The sequence below is a fragment of the Herbaspirillum sp. ST 5-3 genome (assembly GCF_004804275.1).
Taxonomy (GTDB): domain Bacteria; phylum Pseudomonadota; class Gammaproteobacteria; order Burkholderiales; family Burkholderiaceae_D; genus Noviherbaspirillum.
In genome coordinates, this window is record NZ_STGI01000008.1 from 188,203 (window position 1) to 209,569 (window position 21,367).

Sequence of the window (21,367 nt, forward strand, 5' to 3'; positions counted from 1 at the left end):
TGCGCGGTCAAACGCCTTTCTCCGGCAAGGGCGTCTTGTCCTTGTACTCGCATAGATCGGCGATGAGGCAGTTCCAGCATTGCGGCTTGCGTGCAATGCAGATGTAGCGGCCATGCAGGATCAGCCAATGATGTGCGTCGTGCCGGAATTCTTCCGGCACGTATTTCAGCAGCTTTTGCTCGACTTCATCGACGTTCTTGCCCGGCGCGATGCCGGTGCGGTTGGATACCCGGAAGATATGCGTATCGACAGCAATGGTCGGCTCGCCGAACGCGGTATTGAGGACCACATTGGCGGTCTTGCGGCCTACGCCGGGCAGGGCCTGCAATGCTTCGCGCGAGCGCGGTACTTCGCCATGATGCTGTTCAAGCAGGATACGGCAGGTCTCGATCACATTCTTCGCCTTGGTGCGATACAGGCCGATGGTGCGAATGTATTCGGTCAGTCCCTCGACTCCCAGCGCGTGGATCTTCGCAGGCGTGTTGGCAACCGGGTATAGCCTGCGCGTGGCCTTGTTGACCGAGACGTCAGTCGCTTGCGCCGACAGGATCACGGAAATCAGCAGTTCGAACGGCGTCGTGAATTCCAGCTCCGTTGTCGGATGCGGATTCGCCTTGCGGAAACGTTTGAAAATCTCAAGGCGCTTTTCGGCGTTCATGATTTGTCTTTCGCTTCTTCGAGTTTGGCGTTGATTTCTTCGATCTGCTTCCTCACCGAGCGCGAGACATCACTTACGCCTATGGTGCCTGTCGCGCCTGCGGCCGGTGCGGCCATCTGCTCCTTCTTCTGGCGTGCACGTTCCATCGCCGCCTGAATGATCGCTTTCTTGCGCTCCTGTGCCGCTTTTTCATCCGGCGTCAGCGTCGATTCGGCTTCGACCGCCTTGAGTTTGGCTGCGGCCTTGGTAGCGAGGCGCGCATCGTTTTCTTCCTTGTCGCGCCGCAGGCGGAACACGTGGGTGTTGTGGCGCGCGCGTGCCGCGTCCGCCTGCACCTGAGACCATGCATCCCAGCCGGTTTTCCCTGGCGTGACATCGACCATCGCAATGCAGTCGACCGGGCAGGGCGCAACACACAGGTCGCAACCGGTGCAGAGGTCCGCCATGACGGTGTGCATCTGCTTGGCTGCGCCGATGATGGCGTCAACCGGACAGGCCTGGATGCAGAGTGTGCAGCCGATGCACAAGGATTCATCGATGACGGCGACCGGGCGCGGCCGTTCCACGCCATTGACGGAATTGAGTGGAATGACCGGCTTGCCCAGCAGTTTGGCGAGCCGGACGACGCCCTCGGCGCCGCCGGGAGGGCACTGGTTGTATCCCGCTGCGCCGCTCGCGACAGCCTCCGCGTAGGGACGACAGGCAGGATAGCCGCATTTGGTGCATTGCGTTTGCGGCAACAGGTCTTCGATCTGGTCGGCCAGCGATTTGGCGTTTGATGACACGGCAGGTTTTGCAGGAAATAAAAGCAGGATTATCCGACAAACCACGCAGGCTATAAATAAAAAAGCCGTTCGCCCGGTCGGGGAACGGCTTTCTCCTGCGAGGAAGTACTGATCAGGAATTCGTCTTGATGAATTCGCCGATCTTCGGGCAAATGATTTCGCGCCAGCGGCGGCCGGCGAAAATACCGTAGTGACCGCATTTTTCCGCAGTGAAGTGATGTTTTTTCGACTTCGGAATGCTGGAGCACAGATCATGCGCCGCCTGCGTCTGGCCGACGCCGGAAATATCGTCCAGTTCGCCCTCAATGGTCAGCAGCGCCACGTTCTTGATGTCCTGCGGACGCACCAGCTTGCCTTCGACTTCCCAGGTGCCGAGCGGCAGGCGGAACTCCTGGAACACGGTCTTGATGGTCTCGAGGTAGTACTCGGCCGGCATGTCGAGCACGGCGTTGTACTCGTCATAGAACTTGCGATGTTCTTCCGCCGACTCGTTGTCGCCCTCGCGCAGGTGCATGTAGAAGTCCCAGTGACTTTGTGCATGACGGCCCGGGTTCATCGCGATAAAGCCGGCATGCTGCAGGAAGCCCGGATAGACCTTGCGGCCGAAGCCGGGGTAATTCGGCGGCACGCTGTAGATCACCCGATTCTCGAACCAGGAATACGGACGCTTGGTTGCGAGGTCGTTGACTTCGGTCGGCGACTTGCGCGGGTCGATCGGGCCGCCCATCATGGTCATGGTCTTCGGCAACTTGGGATCGTTGGCGGTGGCCATCAGCGAAATCGCTGCGAGCACAGGCACGGTCGGTTGGCATACCGAGATCACGTGCAGATCCGGGCCGAGGCGACGGATAAAGTCCTGCACGTAGTAGATGTAGTCATGCAGGTGGAACGCGCCTTCGCTCGCCGGCACCATGCGCGCATCGGTCCAGTCAGTGATGTACACGTCATGATTCGACAGCAGGGCGCGCACGGTATCGCGCAACAGCGTCGAATGGTGGCCCGACAAGGGAGCGACCAGCAGCACGGTCGGCTGCTTCAGTTGTGCGACCTGCTTGTCGCTCATGTCCTTCTTGAAGTGAATCAGACGGCAGAAGGGTCTTTGTTCCGCGACTTCTTCAAACACGCCGACGGACTTGCCGTTGACGGGAACGGTCTTGATTCCGAACTCCGGCTTTTCGTAGTCCTTGCCGAGTCGGTACATTAATTCGTAGCCAGCCGCGATACGCTGCGCGAACGGCGTGTGGGCGAGCGGGGAAACCGGATTCGTGAACAGCTTGGCAGAAGCCTCCGCCCATTGAATGAGCGGATTCAGGAAAGTACGGTTCAGCTCGTGAAATTGGTAAAGCATAGTGGCCTCTTTCTAGTGGTACCAGTGGCGCTTGATTCTCCAGATAAACATCCGTTGCTGCAATGCATCATATGCAATTTTCGGAAATTTCCGCAAGAAAAATATTTCCGAAGTGTTGTCGAGTGTGACTGTTTTCGGCTTTCGGCTGTATTCCTGCCAATAAATCATGGTTCGAATTTGCAAATGAGAAACATCGCACAAACTCCATCTGTTTGTCACGAAGCGACTGTTGGCACACCTGTCGCATCGGCTGCAACGCTCTTTCCGTATATATGCATGCTCAACGAAAACAACAGGCTCTTGATCACTTTATGCCTTACTTAGGCGTTCCTGCGGGCGAATACGTTACAGATTCTTGAAGGTTTCCATCTGCGCGTGGCAGATATGCCGCACTTACCCGATTTCACCCTCACACGCGCATGCACCGAAATATCCGGGCAAAAGAATCGACATCACGCCCTTTTTGGGGCGCTCTCCAAAGTGTCGACCAGCGCAACAATGAGGCCACCGGAACAGGTTAAAACGCGCTTGCGAGAGCTGTTTGTCCGGTGTGTGAAAGCAGCGTGTTCTGCATAGAAAGCAAAGCATTAAGCGTGCCGGGCCATGCGGCGGCGAGAGAGCAGACGATAGCCTCTGCCGGAACTGTATGTGGAAGCGATGAATGAATCAGCCGAACGGAGCTGTGCGAATCTGCAATCGGGGAAGGGCAGGAGTCGGAGCGTGTAAAAATTACGTGGTGGAGCGTCGATGCACGCTCGCTGTCCCGAGGTGTTGAAATCTCTACGATCAGCGCGAGGAAAAGTTGCTGGTCGAAAAAAAGCCCCGGGCCGTTGCAGGTGCGGGGCTTTTTTGACGTCTTGTGGAGCGCTTAATCGAACACCGGGCTTTCCACGCCGAGAATCTTGTGCAACTTCGGCGAGGTCGTGGTGTACTGCATATGGATCTTCTTCTCCGGAAAGATGTACGGCGCAGCGCCGAACGCGGCCAGTGCGGCTTCGTGGAAGCCGGACAGGATGAGTTTTTTCTTGCCGGGATAGGTGTTGATATCGCCGACGGCGAAAATGCCCGGTACGCTGGTTTCAAACTTCTCGGTATCGACCTTCAACTGCTTGCGTTCGATCTCAAGGCCCCACTCGGCGATCGGACCGAGTTTCGGGGACAGGCCGAAGAAGACCAACAGGTCATCCAGCGGCAGGCGGCGGGTCACGCCATCGGCGCCGGTAACCTTGATCTCGGTGAGCTTGTCGTCTTTCGATTCGAAGCCGGTCACCTGGCCGACCAGGAATTGCATCTCAAAGTTTTCGCACAATTCCTTCATCTTTGCGACGGATGAAGGAGCAGCGCGGAATTCTTCGCGACGGTGCAGCAGGACGATCGATTCCGCCTTGCCGACGAGATCCAGCGTCCAGTCGAGTGCCGAATCGCCGCCACCGCAGATGACGAGGTTCTTGCCATGGAAACGGGACGGATCCCTGACACGGTAGAACAGTTGCTTGCCTTCGAACTGTTCGATGCCATCGACCTTGAGGGTGCGCGGCTGGAACGAGCCGACGCCGGCGGCAATGAAAATGGTCTTGGTGATGAAACGGGTGCCGGCCGAGGTTTCGAGGTTGAAGCGGCCGTCGTCGCGCTTTTCAACCAGGGTCACTTCCTGGTTCAAGTGGAAAGTCGGGCCGAACGGCTCGATCTGCTTGAGCAGGTTGTCGGTCAGCTCCTGACCCGTGCACATGGGCACAGCCGGAATGTCGTAGATGGGCTTGTCCGGATACAGCTCGACGCATTGTCCGCCGACTGCAGCCAGGGAATCGATCACATGCGCCTTGATCTCCAGCAGTCCCAGTTCAAATACCTGGAACAGGCCCACCGGCCCGGCGCCGACAATCACCGCATCGGTCTCGATCGGCCCTTTACCTGCCTTGTTCGAGGTATCGGGGACTTGGGTGGATGCGTTGATGCCGTTGCTGGTTTCCATACGACTATTCAGTTCCTGTTTCATTTCAAGGTTTCCACAAAATGCCGGCGCTCCTTTTCGACGGCGATCGGCTTGTGGGCTTTGCCCTGTTGTTATTCTGAGCCTGTCTGCTGCAAGCCCGGAACGGCAAACAGCTATTTGACCAGATGCTGCATCTTGTCCTTGACGTCCTTCCAGTCGTCGGCGTCCGGCAGCGGATCCTTCGTCTTGGTAATCGACGGCCACTTGCGGGCGAGCTCGGCATTGAGCTTGATGAATTGCTGCTGGTCTGCCGGCACATCTTCTTCAGCGAAGATGGCATTGACCGGGCATTCGGCTACGCATACGGCGCAGTCAATGCACTCATCGGGATCGATCGTGAGAAAGTTCGGGCCTTCGCGAAAGCAGTCTACCGGGCATACATCCACGCAGTCGGTGTAACGGCAGCGGATGCAGGATTCGGTCACAACGTGTGTCATAACAGTCCTATCTGTAAATTTTTTGAAACTGGTCTGATTTGAAGCCGGGGTGAAGGACGGGGACGATAGGGACATAACCATGCCCTGCACACACAACCCGCTGCAAAGCCTTGTATTTTAAGACAATCGGGTGTTTCTAACAAACCGAAGTTAGACAGAATACGAATAAGCAAATGTGACGAATTCGGGAAGCTACCAAGGCGAAAAGGGTTATTGGTTGCCTGCGGGGTCCTGTCCATCGCGCTTTTTTTTGCAGCTATGACAATTCCGCATCGTTTTATTTGTCGCAAGTCGGCAATCCTCCTACAAGATCGGCAGAAAACATGGACATCGAGACCTCCATACAGTTGAATTATTTGCTGTGGCCATTTGAAATTAAATCAAGCGGAAAGCGCACATGATGCCGGTGCGATTGGGGTAGACTCTGAAACCTGTCATCAAGGGGACATTCATGGACACTTCAGCAGCACGCAAAGCCATTTTCAGCCGTATTCGCCAGGCGCAGAATCGACCTGTCGAGCCGACACAAGCCGAGCGTGATGCCGTCCGCGACTACATCAACGCGCATTCGCAAGGTCCACGGCCGTCGATCGGCTCCGATCTGATCGAGCGATTCAAGCAGCAAGCGCTCCGCATGTCAGACACGGTTGATGAAGTGGTATCTCTCAATGAGGTGCCGGCCGCGGTCGCGCGCTATCTGGACAGTGTCGGCGTGGCGAAGCAGGCGATTGCATGGAAAACCCTCGACAGTTTTGCGTGGGGCGAGGCCGGGGTGCAGGTGGAATTTCGCGCGCCGCGCAACGAAGACCTGGTCGGCATCACCGGCGCCTTTTGCGCCGTCGCGGAAACGGGCAGCCTGATGGTGCTGTCCGGGCCTGACACCTATTCGTCTGCCAGCCTCTTGCCGGAGACGCATATTGCGATCGTCGCTGCATCCCGCATCGTCGGCGCCATGGAGGATGCATTTGCCCTGGCCCGCAACGAACACGGTGAATTGCCGCGTGCCGTCAACTTCATTTCCGGACCGTCCCGCACCGGCGATATCGAGCAGACCATCGTACTGGGCGCGCATGGTCCTTACCGCGTTCACGTCATCGTCGTTAGCGCCGCCTGACCGGCAAACCCGGCCGGCGTTCATCGCTGGCACGCAGGCCCGGTGACTTGCGGAACACAAGGCCGGTTTCAGGACCTCGGGGCAGAGTAGGCGCTGCGCTGGCCGCGTGTACGCGTTATTGCTGATTGCGCGCAAAGACATTCCCGCTAAAATTGTCATTTCTCAGAATAAATATTCCAATGATTCCAAGGAGACCGGTCTTGCGACATTTCACTGCATTGTCAGCCTTTTGCGTTCTGCTGCTTGCCCAGCTTGCCTGTCCGTCTGTCGCGTTCGCCGCAGGAGGGTTTACGGGGCCCGTCGTCGCGAACATTCCGATGGAATTCATCCTGTTCGCGGCTGTCCTGTTTTTCATCGCATTCGTGCATGTCAACACGATGGTGACAGCAGTGACGGGCGCGCTGGTCATTTCCGTCTACAAGATCGTGTTCTCGCCATTCAGCGAAGGCACTGGCGTCGGCGGGTTGGTGGCACACTTCGGGCATGAATGGGTCGTCCTCGGCAATCTGCTCGCATTGCTGTTGGGCTTTGCGCTTCTGGCCAAGCATTTCGAACGCAGCGAGATTCCCGCTGTTTTGCCCAACTACATGCCGGACGACTGGAAGGGCGGGTTCGTATTGCTGGTCCTCGTGTTTATCATTTCATCCTTCCTGGATAACATCGCGGCGGCCATGATCGGCGGTGCGGTCGCGCACACCGTCTTCCGCGGCAAGGTGCACATCGGTTACCTTGCGGGCATTGTCGCAGCGTCGAACGCCGGCGGAGCCGGCAGCGTGGTCGGCGACACGACCACCACAATGATGTGGATTGCCGGTGTTGCGCCAGCCGAAGTGTTTGAAGCCTATATCGCGGCGACCGTTGCCCTGCTGATCACCGCTATTCCGGCATCGCTGCAGCAGCATGCTTATTCGCCGATCACGAAGGATGCGCAGAAAGGCGCGCGCGTTGACTGGACTCGCGTGGCGATTGTTGCCTTCATTCTTGTTGCAGCGATCTGCGCCAACCTGTTGCTGAATTTGAAATTCAATGAATGGTCCGATGCGTTCCCATTCCTCGGCCTCGCGGTCTGGCTCGCGATCTTGCTGAGCGCGCCGCTGCGCCGCCCCGACTGGAACGAGTTGCCGGGTGCCTTGCGCGGCTCGATTTTTCTGTTGTCGCTGGTGTGGTGCGCATCGATGATGCCGGTTGAGAAACTGCCCGAAGCTTCCTGGATGAGCGCGTTGGCGCTGGGTTTCGTGTCCGCGGTGTTCGACAACATTCCCTTGACGGCATTGGCCTTGAAGCAAGGCGGTTTCGATTGGGGCTTCCTGGCATATGCCGTCGGCTTCGGCGGCTCGATGATCTGGTTCGGTTCGTCCGCGGGAGTTGCATTGTCCAACATGTACCCGGAAGCAAAATCGGTAACGCTCTGGCTCAAGCATGGCTGGCACGTTCTGGCTGCTTACGTGGTCGGTTTCTTTGTGCTGCTGACGGTATGGCATTGGCATCCGGGTTCGCAGTTGCGCGGCGCGGTGCAGCCGGCGCATGAGGCGAAGACGGTCTCGGCGCTGGGTGGTGGCACGACTGTGCAGGCAGCACCGGCCTCGGGAATCAAACAGTAAGACGGACTTGCCGGTACGCCGGCGAACAACGCGGCCGACGGATAAACCGATCGCCGCGTTGACTGGCTATGCTCCTCCGAATATCCTTAACAGGGTTTAATCAAGAGGATAGGGCATGGCCGATATCAACATCACCCACACGCATAAGTTACCCCACAAGAAAGCAAAAGCCGCAGCGCAAAAAGTGGCCGAACAATTGGCCGAGGAATACGACATGGCTTCCGAGTGGGAGGGCGACGTGTTGATCTTCAGGCGCACCGGGATCTCGGGATCGCTGACGATCTCCTCGCAGGAGGCGACAATCGAAATCCAGCTGGGATTTCTATTAAAGGCATTCGCGCCGGCGATCGAAGAAAAAGTTTCAGCGAAAATGAAGAAGGTCTTCAGCGGAAAGGCCTGACATCTCATGAGGCAGGCACGCACCTGTATCGCTCATCAAGCATCATTTGCGCGCTGGAGATCTCAACCCTTCAACTCCGCGATCAGGTCGATATACTGCTGCATCGCTTCTTCCTTCGACGTCCCCTTGAGTCCATCCCATGCATCGTACTTTGCTCGGCCGACCATGTCGGTAAAGCCGGGGCGCTTGCCTTCGACATCGCCCGTACTGGCCTGCTTGAACAAGGCGTAGATTTTCAACAGCGTCATGTTGTCCGGACGTTCGGGCAGATTTTTGGATTCGGCTACCGCCTTGTCGAAGAGGGCCTGCAGGCTCATCACGTTCTCCTTGTGGATGTAAATAAAACGGTGTTAGTGTCGTATCTCTTGCGTTATCTAAAAGCGCCGAGAGTGCGGAACAACATAACATAGAAAAATCTGCCAAAAAAGAAAAGCTCTAGAGGGGGTACTCGATGTTGTCTGAAGCTGTGCCGGCGCTGCGCCGGGAAAAGATGTCCACTGTCGATACCGCATGGTTGCGGATGGATTCGGACAGCAATCTGATGATGATTGTTGCGGTGCTGATGTTCGACAAGCCGATGGACACGCGCCGCTTCCGGGAAATCATTCAGACGCGCCTGCTTTCCTACAGCCGTTTTCGCAGCAAGGTCGTGCGCGACATGACCGGCGGTGCGTGGTGGGAGGAGCAGCGGGTCGATCTTGATCATCACATCCTGCACTACCGCTTGCGATCCGCAGGTGCGAACAACAAGGCATTGCTGGAGCAGATGGTGAGCCGGCTGTCGGCAACACCCCTCAGCCTCGCCAGGCCTTTGTGGCAGATGCATTTGATCGACAACTGCATTGGCGAGGACGGCAAGACCAGGCAGGCCATCGTCATTCGCATTCATCACTGCATTGCCGACGGAATTGCGTTGGTCGGTGTGTTGCTGTCGATGTTCGACCAGGCGCCGGATGCCGTCGACCGCCGTGCGCCAAAGAGCGCGGTCGCCCTTGATGAGGAAGACAATCCCTGGATGCATCTCATGCAGCCGGTGACCAAGAGCATGGTCACTGCGATCAACTTGTCGGCGAGCGTGTGGAGCAAATACATGTGGATGCTGGCCGATTCGAACAAGCTGATGGGCCGTCTGTCGGACATGGGCAACAAGGCCGGCCGCTTGACCATTGATGCGATCAAGCTTCTGGCCATGCCGGATGATTCCCGCACCCGCTTGAAAGGGAAACCGAAGGGAACCAAGCATGTCGCCTGGAGCGAGCCGGTGCCATTGAATGAGATCAAGGTGATCGGCAAGGCGCTTGGCGGATCGGTGAACGATATCCTGATGGCCAGCGTCGCCGGCGCGATCGGAGCGTATCTGCGTTCCAAGGGCGACTCTGTGCCGGGAAAAACCGATTTGCGCGCGATGGTGCCTGTGAACCTGCGCAAGGCAGGCGATGAGCATAAACTCGGCAACGCGTTCGGGTTGGTGCCGCTGGTTTTGCCGATCGGCATGGAAGATCCGATCGAGCGCCTGAACGAAGTACGGCGGCGCATGGATGAGCTGAAAGGCGGGTACCAGGCACTGGTCGCGATGGCGGTGCTCGGCGTATTGGGTGCGACGCCCAAGCAGATGCAAAACGAAATCCAGAATTATTTTGCGAAAAAAGCGACTGCAGTCATGAGCAATGTGCCTGGGCCGCAGACACCGCTATACCTTGCCGGCAGCCAGCTTGACCAGATCATGTTCTGGGTGCCGCAGTCGGGTGATATCGGCCTGGGCGTATCCATTCTGAGCTACAACGGATGCGTGCAGTTTGGCCTTGTTACCGACGATGCCATTGCGAGCGATCCGCATGCGATCATTCAACGGTTTGCGCCGGAATTCGAAAAGCTGGTGCTGCTTGCGTTGATGTCGGAATGGTAGCCCGCGCAACGGCAGGATTCTCCGCCGGCTAGTCCTCACTCGTACCGACGACGGCACTGCCGACGTTTACCGCTCCCTTGGCAACCGCGGTAGTCGCGCTGACTGCCGCGGATCCCGCCGTCACGCCGACGCTCACCGCGGTGCCGGCAATCGATGCCGCGGTGGTGGCGACGGTGATCACCGTACATCCGCTGACCAAAAGCAGAAGCGCTGCACAAGCGCCGCCGACAAGAAATTTTTTCGAATGCATGAACCCTGAATCCGGTGAGCGATCGCGCTGCGACCGCTATGTGGTGAAAGCTGTTTGTCACGTCGCTGGTAGCTACCGCATAGCCAGCCAGGCAATTCAGATGAGGCCAGCCTTCATTCCACCGGCTTCAGGACATTTAATGCTCTCGAGAAAGAGTCATTACACGCCCAAAAGTTCCACTTCGAAAATCAATGTTGCATTTGGCGGAATCACGCCGCCGGCGCCGCGCGCGCCATAACCGAGCGAGGAGGGGATGATCAGCTTGCGCACGCCGCCGACTTTCATGCCCTGAACGCCTTCGTCCCAACCCTTGATCACATGGCCGGCGCCGAGCGGAAAATCGAAGGGATCGTTGCGATCCTTGCTCGAGTCGAACTTGCGGCCTGCGCTGCCGTCGGGATTTTGCAACCATCCGGTGTAATGCACGGTGACGTGCTGGCCCGCCTTGGCTTCGTCGCCGGAGCCGATCGTGGTGTCTTCATATTGCAGGCCGGAGGCGGTCATGATGGTGGACATGGTTTTCCTTTGTTGTTTCGTTGAAAAGATAGAAATTCTAGCAGGTAGGATGCGTGCCAACGCCATAACAAGCAGGCGTAGGCAAGTGTTGCCGAATTCCATTGTCACGAGCCTCCGCCGCAGCGCTTTGACAGCATGGGCTGCATGGGATTCCGAGACGCGATGCCAGCGCCGGGCTCGGGTACTCGCTTGACGAAGGCTGCCTCGAAGCGGATCATCCACGCCGGCGCAATCATGCGTGACGAATGGGCGATGAATGAGCAGCGTCCGATTCTTGGGTTGAACTGACCTGCCGCGCATGTTGAACTTCGCAAAGAGAAAGGTTTCCTGATGCGTCCTGTATTGATTGCCTTCGGGCGAGCAGTATTGTCCCAACTGCATTTCCGCATGCTGTTGCTGACGGTGCTGCCATTTGTGTTGTCCGTCGTACTGTGGGGCGTGTTGCTGTGGCTCGGGTTGCAGCCCATGATCGATTGGCTGCACGCATACTTCGCCGATCATGGCGGCTTCAGTGTCGCGGGCGACGTGCTTGGCTGGTTCGGGCTGGGGGCCATCAAGACCGTTCTGGTTCCGCTGATTGCGATGTGGGTGCTGCTGCCGCTGATGATCCTGACAGCACTGATTTTCGTCGGAACGATGGCGATGCCGATGATCGTCCGGCATGTGGGGAACCGGCATTATCCGGATCTGGAGCGCCGCAGGGGTGGCAGCGTATGGGGCAGCGTCTGGATTGCGATCTCATCATTCATTGTGTTTGCCGTGTTATGGCTGATCACTTTGCCGCTGTCGATGTTTCCACCACTGACCTTCGTGGTGCAGCCTGCGCTCTGGGGATGGCTGACCTATCGCGTGATGGCCTACGACGCACTCGCCGAGCACGCGAGCGCGCAGGAATGCAAGGACCTCCTGTACATCCATCGATGGCCCTTGTTCGTGATCGGCGCAATCACCGGCGCGATGGGCGCGGCGCCGACCTTGCTGTGGCTGGGTGGTGCGCTGTCAGTCATCTTCTTCCCCGTGCTGGCCGCCGGCGCCATCTGGTTGTATGTACTGGTGTTCGTGTTTACCGGCTTGTGGTTCCAGTACTACTGTCTCGAAGCACTCGCGCAGTACCGCGCTCTGAAAGCGACGCGCGTCGACGCTTCGCAGCCGATCAAGGACATCAATTGAGGTAGTAGCGCGGAAGGAATGCGTCGCCTGAGGCATAATGCGATTTTGTCAATCGCATTCATTCCTATGGCTATCGGGCTCATCATCATCGGCGACGAAATCCTGTCCGGCAAAAGGACCGACAAACATTTTCCCAAAGTGGTCGAACTGCTGAATGCGCGCGGCCTGCAATTATCGTGGGCGGAATATGTCGGCGACGATCGGGAACGGATCACCTCGGTCCTTCAGCGTACCTTTTCAAGCAACGACATCGTGTTTTCCTGCGGTGGCATTGGAGCCACGCCGGACGACCATACGCGCCAATGCGCGGCAGCGGCGCTGGGCGTTCCGCTGGTGCTGCATCCGGAAGCAAAGGCGAGAATTCAGGAACGCATTGCGGACATGGCGCGTGAAGCGGGCAAGGAGCCTGATTTCAGCAAGCCGGACATGGCGCATCGTCTGAAGATGGGAGAGTTCCCGCAAGGCGCCGAAATCATTCCCAATCCATACAACAAGATTCCGGGATTCTCCGTACGTCATGGCGGCGGCGCACACTATTTCGTTCCAGGATTTCCGGAAATGGCCTGGCCGATGATCGAGTGGGTTCTCGAAACGCAGTACCCGCATCTGTTCCAGCGTGTGCCGCGGCTGGAGAAGGCGGTACTCGTTTACGAAATTGCGGAATCAACCTTGACGCCCTTGATGGAAACCATCGAGGCGGAATTCCCGCAGGTCAAAGTGTTCAGCCTGCCGAGCGTGGGCAGCGCCACCGTCCGCAGACATATTGAGCTCGGCGTGAAGGGCGAGCCGTTACAAGTCAATGCCGCATTTGAAAAGATGTTGAATGGCCTGGATGCATTCAAGGCCGAATATCAGCGCATCTGAGCAGCACGCTCGCGGCTGGCGTCGGCCGCGATGACGAACGACCGGTTCGGATAAAAAAATGCCTCGGAAAACCGAGGCATTCGAAGCGGTACCAGATTGGAGGAGGTGCGTGAGGTACCGAGGAGATCGCTGCTAAAACTGCAGATTCCCGGCATCGATCAATGACGCCGGGAATCGGGAATTACTTCTTGCTGGCGCGGGAAGCTGCCTTCGGAGCCGCTTGCGCAAACTGGCCGACGGCGTTGTTCAGGTTGGATTCCAGTACTTCCACGGCTTGTTTCGTGGACTTGCTCAGCTGCTCGTAGCCGGCGTTGGCATTGCCGATGGCGGACTTCAACAGGGAAACTGCGTTCTCCGTGCCGGCCGGGGCGTTCTTGGTCACTTCCTCAACCAGTTCAAGCATTTTGCGGCTGGTTTCGGCGATTTGCGCTTCGGTGGCCTTGTTGAACTCGGCCTGTACGCCGGAAGCGATGGTGGCCAGATGACGGCCGTAGGAAAGCGCTTTTTCCGCGTTCGGTTGTGCTTGTGCAGCAGCGACCGCGATCCACTCTTGCGGATCCTTGGCCGAGAGGAATTGCTTCGCTGCAGCACTGGATTCTTCCAGTGATGCGCGGGCGACGTTCAGATTCAGATCAAGCATTTTCTCGACACCCTCAAACGTCTTGTTGGTCAAGTTGGTGAGGAGCGCCAGCTGGGCTTCGAGGTTGGCTTTCGATGCGGCGGAAAATTGCTCGGGAATCGTGAACATGTTGATCTCCTTCGGGAAAAGGTTATTGGCCAGATAATTCTGCGATAGGCATCACAAGGTATTTTGTGCGACGCAACAATGCATATTTTACGGTCAAATCGTGTCGTGTCAACAAATATTGTTGCGTAGCACAAAAAAGATGGCATCCAGATCAAGAAATTGGAATGAGGCAACTTTTTCTTGGCGGTTTTGCAACGCCAGGCTTCTCGGTCGGGAAATTTGGTGCATGCTAAACTCGCTCCTCCACTTTACGTACACGTCAACTCGTGCAAGCCTTCTATAGCGATCATTTTGTCTTGCCGCTTCCCGAGGGCCATCGCTTCCCGATGCAGAAATACAGCATGGTGCGTGAAGCCGTGCTTGCCACCGTCCCTCAAATTGCGTTTCATGAGGCACCATTTACGAGCGACGGCGTGCTGGCGCTTGCGCATCATCCGTCCTACATAGAGCGCGTGTCGCGCGGCGAACTCACTCCGCCGGAGCAGAAAGCGATCGGTTTTCCCTGGTCCTCGCAGATGGTCGAGCGCTCACGCCGCTCCGCCGGCGCCACCATTGCAGCGTGCCGTGCAGCGCTGGAGTGCGGGGTGGCGGCCAACCTCGCGGGCGGGACGCATCATGCGTATTCCGATCACGGCGAGGGATTTTGCGTATTCAATGATGCGGCGATTGCCGCGCGCCTGATGCAGGCCGAACGACGCGTCCGGAAAGTCGCGATTGTCGATCTGGATGTCCATCAGGGAAATGGCACGGCTGCGATCCTGGCACAGGACGATTCGATATTCACCTTGTCGCTGCACGCGGAAAACAACTACCCGTTCAAGAAGGAGCGCAGCGATCTGGACGTTGCGCTGGCCGACGGAGTGGGCGATGCGGATTATCTGAGTGCGCTGCACGCCGCGCTCGACGGGATGTTTGCGCGCTTTTCACCGGAACTCCTGATCTATCTTGCCGGCGCGGATCCGCACGAAGGCGATCGCCTGGGCCGGCTCAAGCTCACGCTCGACGGCTTGGCCGCGCGCGACCACATGGTGCTCGATCGCGCGCGCGAACGAGACATCCCAGTCGCGCTTGCCATGGCCGGCGGCTATGGCAAGAACATCCAAGATACTGTCGCGGTACACGTGCAGACTATTGCCATCGCTTCTCACTACTCCTTTCGCAAGCCTGCGATTGCAACTCAATGACGACCGTATCCTCATCTTCCCGCATTCAGCAAAGCGTTCCGGCCCGATGGACCACGGCAATGCCTTTTCTCTTCGTGCTCATCTGGAGTACGGGCTTCACCGTCGCGAAATTCGGGCTGCCCTATGCGCCGCCGCTGACGTTTTTGTTGCTGCGTTTCGCCGGCGTGCTCGTGGTGCTGTTACCCATCGTATTGGTGATGCGCGCCCCGTGGCCGTTCGGGCGCATCTGGCGCATCGCAATCGCTGGCGTACTGGTGCAGGCGGGTTACCTGGCGGGGGTGTGGTGCGCAATCAAGCTCGGCATGCCCGCCGGCTTGTCTGCCTTGATCGTCGGCTTGCAACCGATTCTGACGGCGTTTGCGGCGCCGTTTATCGGTGAGTCCGTGCGGCGGCGTCAATGGATTGGGCTGATTTTTGGTCTGTGCGGTGTCGGGCTGGTTGTCGCCAACAAGATTTCGCTGGTGGGCCTGTCATGGCAGAGCATTGCGCTATGTGTGTTCGCCCTGCTGTCGATCACCATCGGCACGCTGTATCAGAAGCGCTATTGCGCGAGCTTCGATCTGCGTACCGGCACCATCATCCAGTTTGCGGCGTCGATTGTCGTCGTGCTGCCTTTTGCGATCGCATTCGAACACTTGACGCCGGCCCTGGAGACGGTGCAGTGGACGCCGCGTTTCATCGGGGCCTTGCTGTGGGCGGTTCTCGCGTTGTCGATCGGTGCGATCTTTCTGCTGTTTGCGCTGATTCGCAAGAGCGCCGCGACACAGGTGACAAGCTTGTTGTACTTGACTCCACCCACTACGGCAGTGATGGCGTGGGTCATGTTTGGGGAGGCATTCAGCGTTGTCGGCATGTTGGGCATGGCGCTGGCCGTTATCGGTGTGGCTTTGGTAGTGAGAAAGTGATTTATGCGACCGCAGGCAAAGAGTCGAAGCGACTTTAAATATTTTCATGCGATTACGACGCGCTGGATGGACAACGACGCGTACGGGCATGTCAATAACGTGGTGTATTACAGCTGGTTCGATACAGTCGTGAACCAGTTCTTGATTGTTAACAATGTGCTCGACATTGAACGCAGCCCGGTGATCGGACTGGTCATTGAAACACAATGCAATTACTTCGCATCAGTGGCGTTTCCTGAACGCGTGACCGCAGGATTGCGCGTCACGAAACTGGGCAAGTCGAGCGTGCGTTACGAGGTTGGCATTTTTCGCGAAGGCGAAGAGAGCGCTTCCGCGCAAGGTCATTTCGTCCATGTCTACGTTGACCGTGACTCGCGCAAGCCGAGTGCGATTCCGGACGACATGCGGAGTCTGTTGCAAACGATCGAAGTGTCGCAGCCATGATCGAGACGCCCGAGCAGAAAGTTGTGGATGCTGTCATCGCTTCGCGCCGTTCGCTTCGCGCCTTTCTGCCCACGCCGGTAGCGCGTGAAGATGTCGAGGCCATTCTGGAAATCGCCGCCCGCGCACCTTCCGGCACCAATACCCAACCGTGGAAGGCGTATGTGTTGACCGGCGCCAGCAAGGAAAAGCTGTCTTTGGAAATACTGCGCGCGTATAACGACCCCGAGATCAGCCGGCAGCACACGGAGGAGTACAACTACTATCCGAACCGATGGACATCGCCTTTTCTCGAGCGTCGCCGAAAGGTGGGCTGGGATCTCTATTCGCTGCTCGGGATTACGCGTGAAAACAAGGCCGGCATGCATGCACAGCTAGGCCGCAATTACCGGTTTTTCGATGCACCAGTGGGCATCATCTTTGCCATCGATCGCATCATGGAGCAGGGTTCGTGGCTGGATTACGGGATGTTTCTGCAAAACGTCATGCTCGCCGCGCGCGCACGCGGCCTGGACACCTGTCCCCAAGCAGCGTTCGCGCAGTTCCATCGGATCATTCGCGACGTACTGCAAATGCCAGCAAATGAAATGGTGGTGTGCGGTATGTCTCTCGGGTTTGCGGACAACAGCAAGATCGAAAACACCCTGGTGACGGAACGCGTGCCTGTTTCGGGATTTGCGAAATTCATGGACTAGTTTTTCTTGAAGGCGCGACGGCGGCCGGACTGCGGACGACTCGACGATTGTTATCAATTAATCATGAGTTTTGAGGTGTCATTGCCCGAAGCCCGGAAACGGCTTTGCGTGTCCTCAAACGGCGATAAGAAAATTGTTTAATTTCCAGCGCTAACTCTCTAATTCACTTGCTGAATTTCATTATTTTGCTAGACTGCAAGATATAATCGTTTTGCAAGAATATGGGAGGAGTGCTGATGATCAAGTCCGCGCTAGGGATAGCCGTTTCTGTCGTTGCGTTGCTTGTTGCTGCCCCTGCAGCGCAGGCGGCGACCAGTTCCGCCACCAAGACATCATCAAAGAAGCACTCCGTCAAAAAGTCGCACGCAAGGTACAAAGCCGGGCACGCGCACCACGCAAGCGCCAGGACATCCTCCGGGAGTTCGAAAGCAGCCAAAACGGCCCACGGCAATCACAAATCCGGATACCAGCACGTTGCCTTCTCTCCGGCGCCTGAAGTTCATGCCGCACCGCCGGTGATGACAGCAGGCGACCTGGCCGGACTGAATCTGACGCACGATCCGCTTGCGCTCAGATCCAATGCAGCGGTCGTTATTGACCAGGCTACCTCACAAGTCTTGTTCGACAAGAATTCCGCAGTTGCACTTCCGATCGCATCGCTGACGAAACTCATGACCGCGACGATCGTGGTGGAAGCGCATCAGAACATGGATGAAGTGCTGGAAGTGACTTCGGACGACATCGACCGTGAAAGGAACAGCACTTCGCGCCTGCGAGTCGGCTCAAAGATGACGCGCTCGAACATGCTGCATATCGCACTCATGAGTTCTGAAAATCGTGCGGCGTCGGCCCTTGGACGAAACTATCCGGGCGGCCTGCCGGCTTTTGTTGCCGCGATGAATGCGAAAGCAAAAGCCTTGGGCATGAACGACACGCGTTATGTGGATTCGACCGGTTTGTCCAGCCAGAACGTGTCCAGCGCGCGTGATCTGTCCAGGCTGGTTGTTGCAGCCTATCAGCATCCGATCATTCGCGAGTATTCAACCGATACGCGTTATGTGGTCGATACCGGCGGACATCGCCAACTGCAATATATCAATTCGAATCGCCTGGTCATGAATCCGGGCTGGGAGATCGGCTTGCAAAAGACCGGCTATATTGCGGAAGCAGGGCGTTGCCTGCTTATGCAGACGACGGTCAATGGCCGCCGCGTGGTCATGGTGTTCCTCGATTCGAAGGGCAAGGACTCGCGTCTTGCCGACGCAGGTCGCGTACGCAGGTGGCTGGAAATCTCGAAGCCGCAAGCATTGACACCGGCAGCAGCGCATCAAGGCTGACGAGCGGTTTCGCATGAAAGATGACAGGTAGTTTCTGTCCTGCCGGCAATCGACATTGCATATTTCCCGGCTGCGCTCCTTGGCGCAGCCGTTTTTATTGTTCTATGCTACATTGGGGTTTGAACTGATCCACGGCATGTTTGCAAATCAGCATGCCGAAGCGACATGAAAGTTGGCGCGAGCGCGCGGAAATAGATGAACGGCTCGTATTAACAGTCCTGGAATGACGGCCTCGGGGACGGTGTGCAGCTTGACGTAGCTGATTGCCGACAAGACAGGGGCTTGCGTTCTTCAAAGAGTAATCCCGCCCATGTTTACGCCAAGAGTTCTGCTTGTTAACGATGACCCGGCCAATCTTCTCGCGCTGGAGAGCCTTTTATCAGGTCGCGGCGACTTTGAGGTCATTACCGCACGTTCCGGCGAAGAGGCATTGCGTTGGGTGCTCAGATACGACTTCGCAGTTATTCTGCTCGACGTCAGCATGCCGGGAATGGATGGCTTTGAAACCGCTGAAGCAATCCACTCCCATCCGCGTTCGGCATCCGTTCCAATCATTTTCGTCACGGCACATTTTGCTGACGAAATGCACCGTCTCAAGGGCTATCAGCGCGGGGCGGTCGATTATCTGTTCACGCCGATCATTCCGCAGATACTGCAAACCAAGGTGGCGGTTTTTGTCGATCTTGCGAAGAAGAACCTGCAATTGAAACGACAGACGCTGGAGCTCGAACGCTTGAATGCGACGCTGCAGGAACAGCGCAAGCAGGATCTCTTGCATATCAATGAGCGCAAGCAAGCCGAAGAAGCATTGCGTCAATCGCAGGAAGAATTGCGCCAGCTTGCCAGCTATCAGGAACGCATCAAGGAAGATGAGCGCAAGCGCATTGCACGCGAGATTCACGATGAACTGGGGCAGAACCTGCTTGCACTGCGTATCGACATCGCCATGCTGCATGCGCGCACCGGTTCGACTCACCCCAAGCTCAACCAGAAGGTGCATGCAGTGCTCGATCATATCGACGCCACCATGAAAGCCATGCGCGCGATCATCAACAACCTGCGGCCTACGGTGCTCGATCTCGGCTTGAGCGCGGCAATCGAGTGGCAGGTGAAGGAATTCCAGCGGCGCACCGGCATTAGCTGCGAACTGGTGATGTCGGAAAAAGAATTGATGGTCGATGACAATCGTGCGACCGCGCTGTTCCGCATCTTGCAGGAATCCCTGAATAACGTGTTCCGCCATGCCAGGGCAAGCAAGGCCACCATCGAGCTTCATACGCAGGATAACCGTCTGATCATGACCGTCGCTGATAACGGGGTCGGCATCTTCCCTGGATGCCGGAGAAAGGCCAACTCCTTCGGACTGGTTGGCATCAAGGAGCGTGTCAGCGCGCTGGGCGGCGAATTTGTGCTCGACACCGCGCAGGACAGAGGCACATCCATCAAGATTTCGATTCCGCTTGGAGGCGATGCGCCGGGAGCCGGACTGGATGGCGGTTTTGCCGAGGACGAGTATCCGTTCATGGAAAGGCGAGCTTCGGACGGTGTGAAACATATCGCAGCGTCGATCAAAGCACCGGCTACGTCCAGGCGCAGGAAAGAAAAAGAGTTTCCGGCCAAGCTAAATGAGCTGACCTGAGCGACTGCACGGCGACAGGACTTCATTCAGCACACTACGCATGGCGCGTTCGCTGTTCGCACAGGAGTTGCTAAATCCTCATCGCGTTTCCAACGCGCCAAGGCCGTTGGTTTGATATTTCTCAACAGTGATTCACATCCCCTTGAGAATGCGGATTTTAGCGATTGCTTACCTCTGATGTTTCGGAACACAATATTTTCCCTGTTTCTCTCGGGGAACTTTCGAAACCCGCATCTGATTGCGGCACATTCTTCGCCGCAATTTCGTTTAATCATCCCGAGTGCGCGACGTGCTTACGCCAAAAGTCCTTGTCGTCAATGACGATCCTGCCACCTTGTTGGCGCTGCAGTCCTTGCTCACGGACGCCGCGAATCGGGACGGCTACCAGACAGTGTGCGTTCATTCGGGCGAGGAAGCGCTGCGCGAGGTGTTGCAGCATGAATTTGCAGTCATCCTGCTGGACGTGAAGATGCCGGGCATGGACGGTTTTGAAACAGCGGAAGCGATTCATTCGCACCCGCGCTCGGCATCGGTCCCCATCATTTTTACGACGGCCTACTCGGGCGATGAATATCACCGCCTGAGGGCCTACCAGAGCGGCGCGGTCGATTATCTACTGGCCCCGGTCATTCCGCAGGTACTGCAAACCAAGGTGTCGGTGTTTGTCGAAATGGCGAAGACCCGGCTGGAATTGCAGTTCAAGACGCAGGCGCTTGAAATGCTGAATCGGGATCTGCGCGTGCAACAGGTGAGGGAACTCAAACGCATCAACGCCGCGCTGGAAGCCGAAGTCATCGAACGCAGGCGGGCGGAACAGCGCGCGCATGAACTCGCGACCCGCGACGCCCTGACGCGACTTCCGAACCGGCGCTCGCTGATCGAGCGCTTGACGCATGCGATTGCGCACGCTGCGCGTCATGGCGAATGCCTGGCATTGCTGTTTCTCGATCTCGACAAGTTCAAGGAAATCAACGATACGCTTGGCCACGAAGCGGGAGACGAATTGCTGATTCGGGCTGCCATCTCCATTACGTCCTGCCTGCGCGAATCCGACATGGTGGCACGCCTCGGTGGCGACGAGTTCGTGGTGTTGCTGGAAAGCTTGCCAGACGCTTCTCACGCCGGCCTTGTTGCGCAGAAAATTGCGCAGGAGATTACCGAGATACGGGAGATCGGAGAACACAGGATATCGGTTTCGACCAGTATCGGCATCGGTCTCTATCCGCGGGATGGAGACAATGCCCAGGCATTGCTGAAGAACGCAGACATAGCGATGTACAAGGCAAAGAAGAAGCAGCGCGGCAGCATTCGCTTTTTTCGCGATGAACTCAATGCCCGCAGCCTGCCTGAACACGACTAAAAGATTGTGCCAGAAT

Annotated in this window: 22 protein-coding genes; 13 read left to right on the forward strand and 9 right to left on the reverse strand. The window is 57.2% G+C overall.

Going from position 1 to position 21,367, the window contains the following annotated elements:
- Positions 1 to 7: 7 nt before the first annotated feature.
- From nth to fdxA, 5 genes are all read right to left on the reverse strand, one after another.
- The gene (gene nth / locus E6W33_RS16840; protein ID WP_136418468.1) at positions 8 to 658 is read right to left on the reverse strand and encodes an endonuclease III; all 651 of its coding nucleotides are present in this window, start codon (positions 656 to 658) and stop codon (positions 8 to 10) included.
- Positions 655 to 1,443: an electron transport complex subunit RsxB gene (rsxB, locus tag E6W33_RS16845; protein WP_247869674.1), complete on the reverse strand. Its 789-nt coding sequence runs from the start codon at positions 1,441 to 1,443 to the stop codon at positions 655 to 657. Before rsxB ends, nth begins: the two co-directional genes overlap by 4 nt.
- Before the next feature lie 112 nt (positions 1,444 to 1,555).
- On the reverse strand, positions 1,556 to 2,791 hold the full coding sequence (phaZ, locus tag E6W33_RS16850) for a polyhydroxyalkanoate depolymerase (RefSeq protein ID WP_136418469.1): 1,236 nt from the start codon (positions 2,789 to 2,791) through the stop codon (positions 1,556 to 1,558).
- 868 nt (positions 2,792 to 3,659) lie between these two features.
- A complete protein-coding gene (locus E6W33_RS16855; RefSeq protein ID WP_136418526.1) occupies positions 3,660 to 4,763 on the reverse strand; it encodes an NAD(P)/FAD-dependent oxidoreductase in 1,104 nt (367 codons plus the stop codon).
- A 134-nt stretch (positions 4,764 to 4,897) separates the two neighbouring features.
- A complete protein-coding gene (fdxA, locus tag E6W33_RS16860; protein ID WP_136418470.1) occupies positions 4,898 to 5,221 on the reverse strand; it encodes a ferredoxin FdxA in 324 nt (107 codons plus the stop codon).
- A 451-nt stretch (positions 5,222 to 5,672) separates the two neighbouring features.
- Here fdxA and E6W33_RS16865 point away from each other — a divergent pair, with 451 nt between their 5' ends.
- The 3 genes from E6W33_RS16865 to E6W33_RS16875 all read left to right on the forward strand — a co-directional run bounded on the left by E6W33_RS16865 (position 5,673) and on the right by E6W33_RS16875 (position 8,336).
- Complete coding sequence (locus tag E6W33_RS16865; protein WP_136418471.1) at positions 5,673 to 6,335, forward strand: lactate utilization protein C; 663 nt, start codon at positions 5,673 to 5,675, stop codon at positions 6,333 to 6,335.
- A gap of 200 nt (positions 6,336 to 6,535) precedes the next feature.
- Entirely contained in the window at positions 6,536 to 7,936 is a 1,401-nt protein-coding gene (locus E6W33_RS16870; RefSeq protein WP_211097359.1) for a citrate transporter, read from the forward strand.
- A gap of 115 nt (positions 7,937 to 8,051) precedes the next feature.
- Positions 8,052 to 8,336, forward strand: coding sequence for a polyhydroxyalkanoic acid system family protein (locus E6W33_RS16875; protein WP_136418472.1), 285 nt, complete (start codon positions 8,052 to 8,054; stop codon positions 8,334 to 8,336).
- Between the two features lie 62 nt (positions 8,337 to 8,398).
- Here E6W33_RS16875 and E6W33_RS16880 read toward each other — a convergent pair whose 3' ends face one another.
- Positions 8,399 to 8,653 (reverse strand): acyl-CoA-binding protein, encoded by a 255-nt coding sequence (locus tag E6W33_RS16880; protein WP_136418473.1) that lies wholly within the window; start codon positions 8,651 to 8,653, stop codon positions 8,399 to 8,401.
- 134 nt (positions 8,654 to 8,787) lie between these two features.
- On the opposite strand from E6W33_RS16880, the gene E6W33_RS16885 reads away from it, so the two are divergent.
- Entirely contained in the window at positions 8,788 to 10,242 is a 1,455-nt protein-coding gene (locus E6W33_RS16885; protein ID WP_247869675.1) for a wax ester/triacylglycerol synthase family O-acyltransferase, read from the forward strand.
- A 28-nt stretch (positions 10,243 to 10,270) separates the two neighbouring features.
- Here the strand turns inward: E6W33_RS16885 and E6W33_RS16890 are convergent, their stop codons facing one another.
- The gene (locus E6W33_RS16890) at positions 10,271 to 10,492 is read right to left on the reverse strand and encodes a hypothetical protein (protein ID WP_136418474.1); all 222 of its coding nucleotides are present in this window, start codon (positions 10,490 to 10,492) and stop codon (positions 10,271 to 10,273) included.
- A gap of 159 nt (positions 10,493 to 10,651) precedes the next feature.
- On the reverse strand, positions 10,652 to 11,008 hold the full coding sequence (locus E6W33_RS16895) for an FKBP-type peptidyl-prolyl cis-trans isomerase (protein WP_136418475.1): 357 nt from the start codon (positions 11,006 to 11,008) through the stop codon (positions 10,652 to 10,654).
- Positions 11,009 to 11,338: 330 nt separating this feature from the next.
- Between E6W33_RS16895 and E6W33_RS16900 the strand changes: the two genes are divergently transcribed.
- Positions 11,339 to 12,178 carry an EI24 domain-containing protein gene (locus E6W33_RS16900; RefSeq protein ID WP_136418476.1) on the forward strand — a complete coding sequence of 280 codons (840 nt, stop codon included), beginning with the start codon at positions 11,339 to 11,341 and terminating at the stop codon, positions 12,176 to 12,178.
- A 66-nt stretch (positions 12,179 to 12,244) separates the two neighbouring features.
- Positions 12,245 to 13,042, forward strand: coding sequence for a molybdopterin-binding protein (locus E6W33_RS16905; RefSeq protein WP_136418477.1), 798 nt, complete (start codon positions 12,245 to 12,247; stop codon positions 13,040 to 13,042).
- Positions 13,043 to 13,223: 181 nt separating this feature from the next.
- Here E6W33_RS16905 and E6W33_RS16910 read toward each other — a convergent pair whose 3' ends face one another.
- Positions 13,224 to 13,790, reverse strand: a complete 567-nt coding sequence (locus E6W33_RS16910) for a phasin family protein (protein ID WP_136418478.1) — start codon at positions 13,788 to 13,790, stop codon at positions 13,224 to 13,226.
- Between the two features lie 266 nt (positions 13,791 to 14,056).
- Between E6W33_RS16910 and E6W33_RS16915 the strand changes: the two genes are divergently transcribed.
- The 7 genes from E6W33_RS16915 (at position 14,057) to E6W33_RS16945 (ending at position 21,351) form a co-directional block, all read left to right on the forward strand.
- A complete protein-coding gene (locus E6W33_RS16915) occupies positions 14,057 to 14,974 on the forward strand; it encodes a histone deacetylase (RefSeq protein ID WP_136418479.1) in 918 nt (305 codons plus the stop codon).
- Positions 14,975 to 15,033: 59 nt separating this feature from the next.
- The gene (locus E6W33_RS16920) at positions 15,034 to 15,879 is read left to right on the forward strand and encodes a DMT family transporter (RefSeq protein WP_247869676.1); all 846 of its coding nucleotides are present in this window, start codon (positions 15,034 to 15,036) and stop codon (positions 15,877 to 15,879) included.
- A gap of 3 nt (positions 15,880 to 15,882) precedes the next feature.
- On the forward strand, positions 15,883 to 16,323 hold the full coding sequence (locus tag E6W33_RS16925) for a thioesterase family protein (protein ID WP_136418481.1): 441 nt from the start codon (positions 15,883 to 15,885) through the stop codon (positions 16,321 to 16,323).
- Entirely contained in the window at positions 16,320 to 17,015 is a 696-nt protein-coding gene (locus E6W33_RS16930) for a nitroreductase (RefSeq protein ID WP_136418482.1), read from the forward strand. Before E6W33_RS16925 ends, E6W33_RS16930 begins: the two co-directional genes overlap by 4 nt.
- Before the next feature lie 518 nt (positions 17,016 to 17,533).
- Entirely contained in the window at positions 17,534 to 18,352 is an 819-nt protein-coding gene (pbpG, locus tag E6W33_RS16935) for a D-alanyl-D-alanine endopeptidase (protein ID WP_348983165.1), read from the forward strand.
- Positions 18,353 to 18,662: 310 nt separating this feature from the next.
- The gene (locus tag E6W33_RS16940; RefSeq protein WP_136418484.1) at positions 18,663 to 19,991 is read left to right on the forward strand and encodes a response regulator; all 1,329 of its coding nucleotides are present in this window, start codon (positions 18,663 to 18,665) and stop codon (positions 19,989 to 19,991) included.
- A 289-nt stretch (positions 19,992 to 20,280) separates the two neighbouring features.
- The gene (locus tag E6W33_RS16945; RefSeq protein ID WP_136418485.1) at positions 20,281 to 21,351 is read left to right on the forward strand and encodes a diguanylate cyclase; all 1,071 of its coding nucleotides are present in this window, start codon (positions 20,281 to 20,283) and stop codon (positions 21,349 to 21,351) included.
- The last annotated feature ends 16 nt before the right edge of the window (positions 21,352 to 21,367 follow it).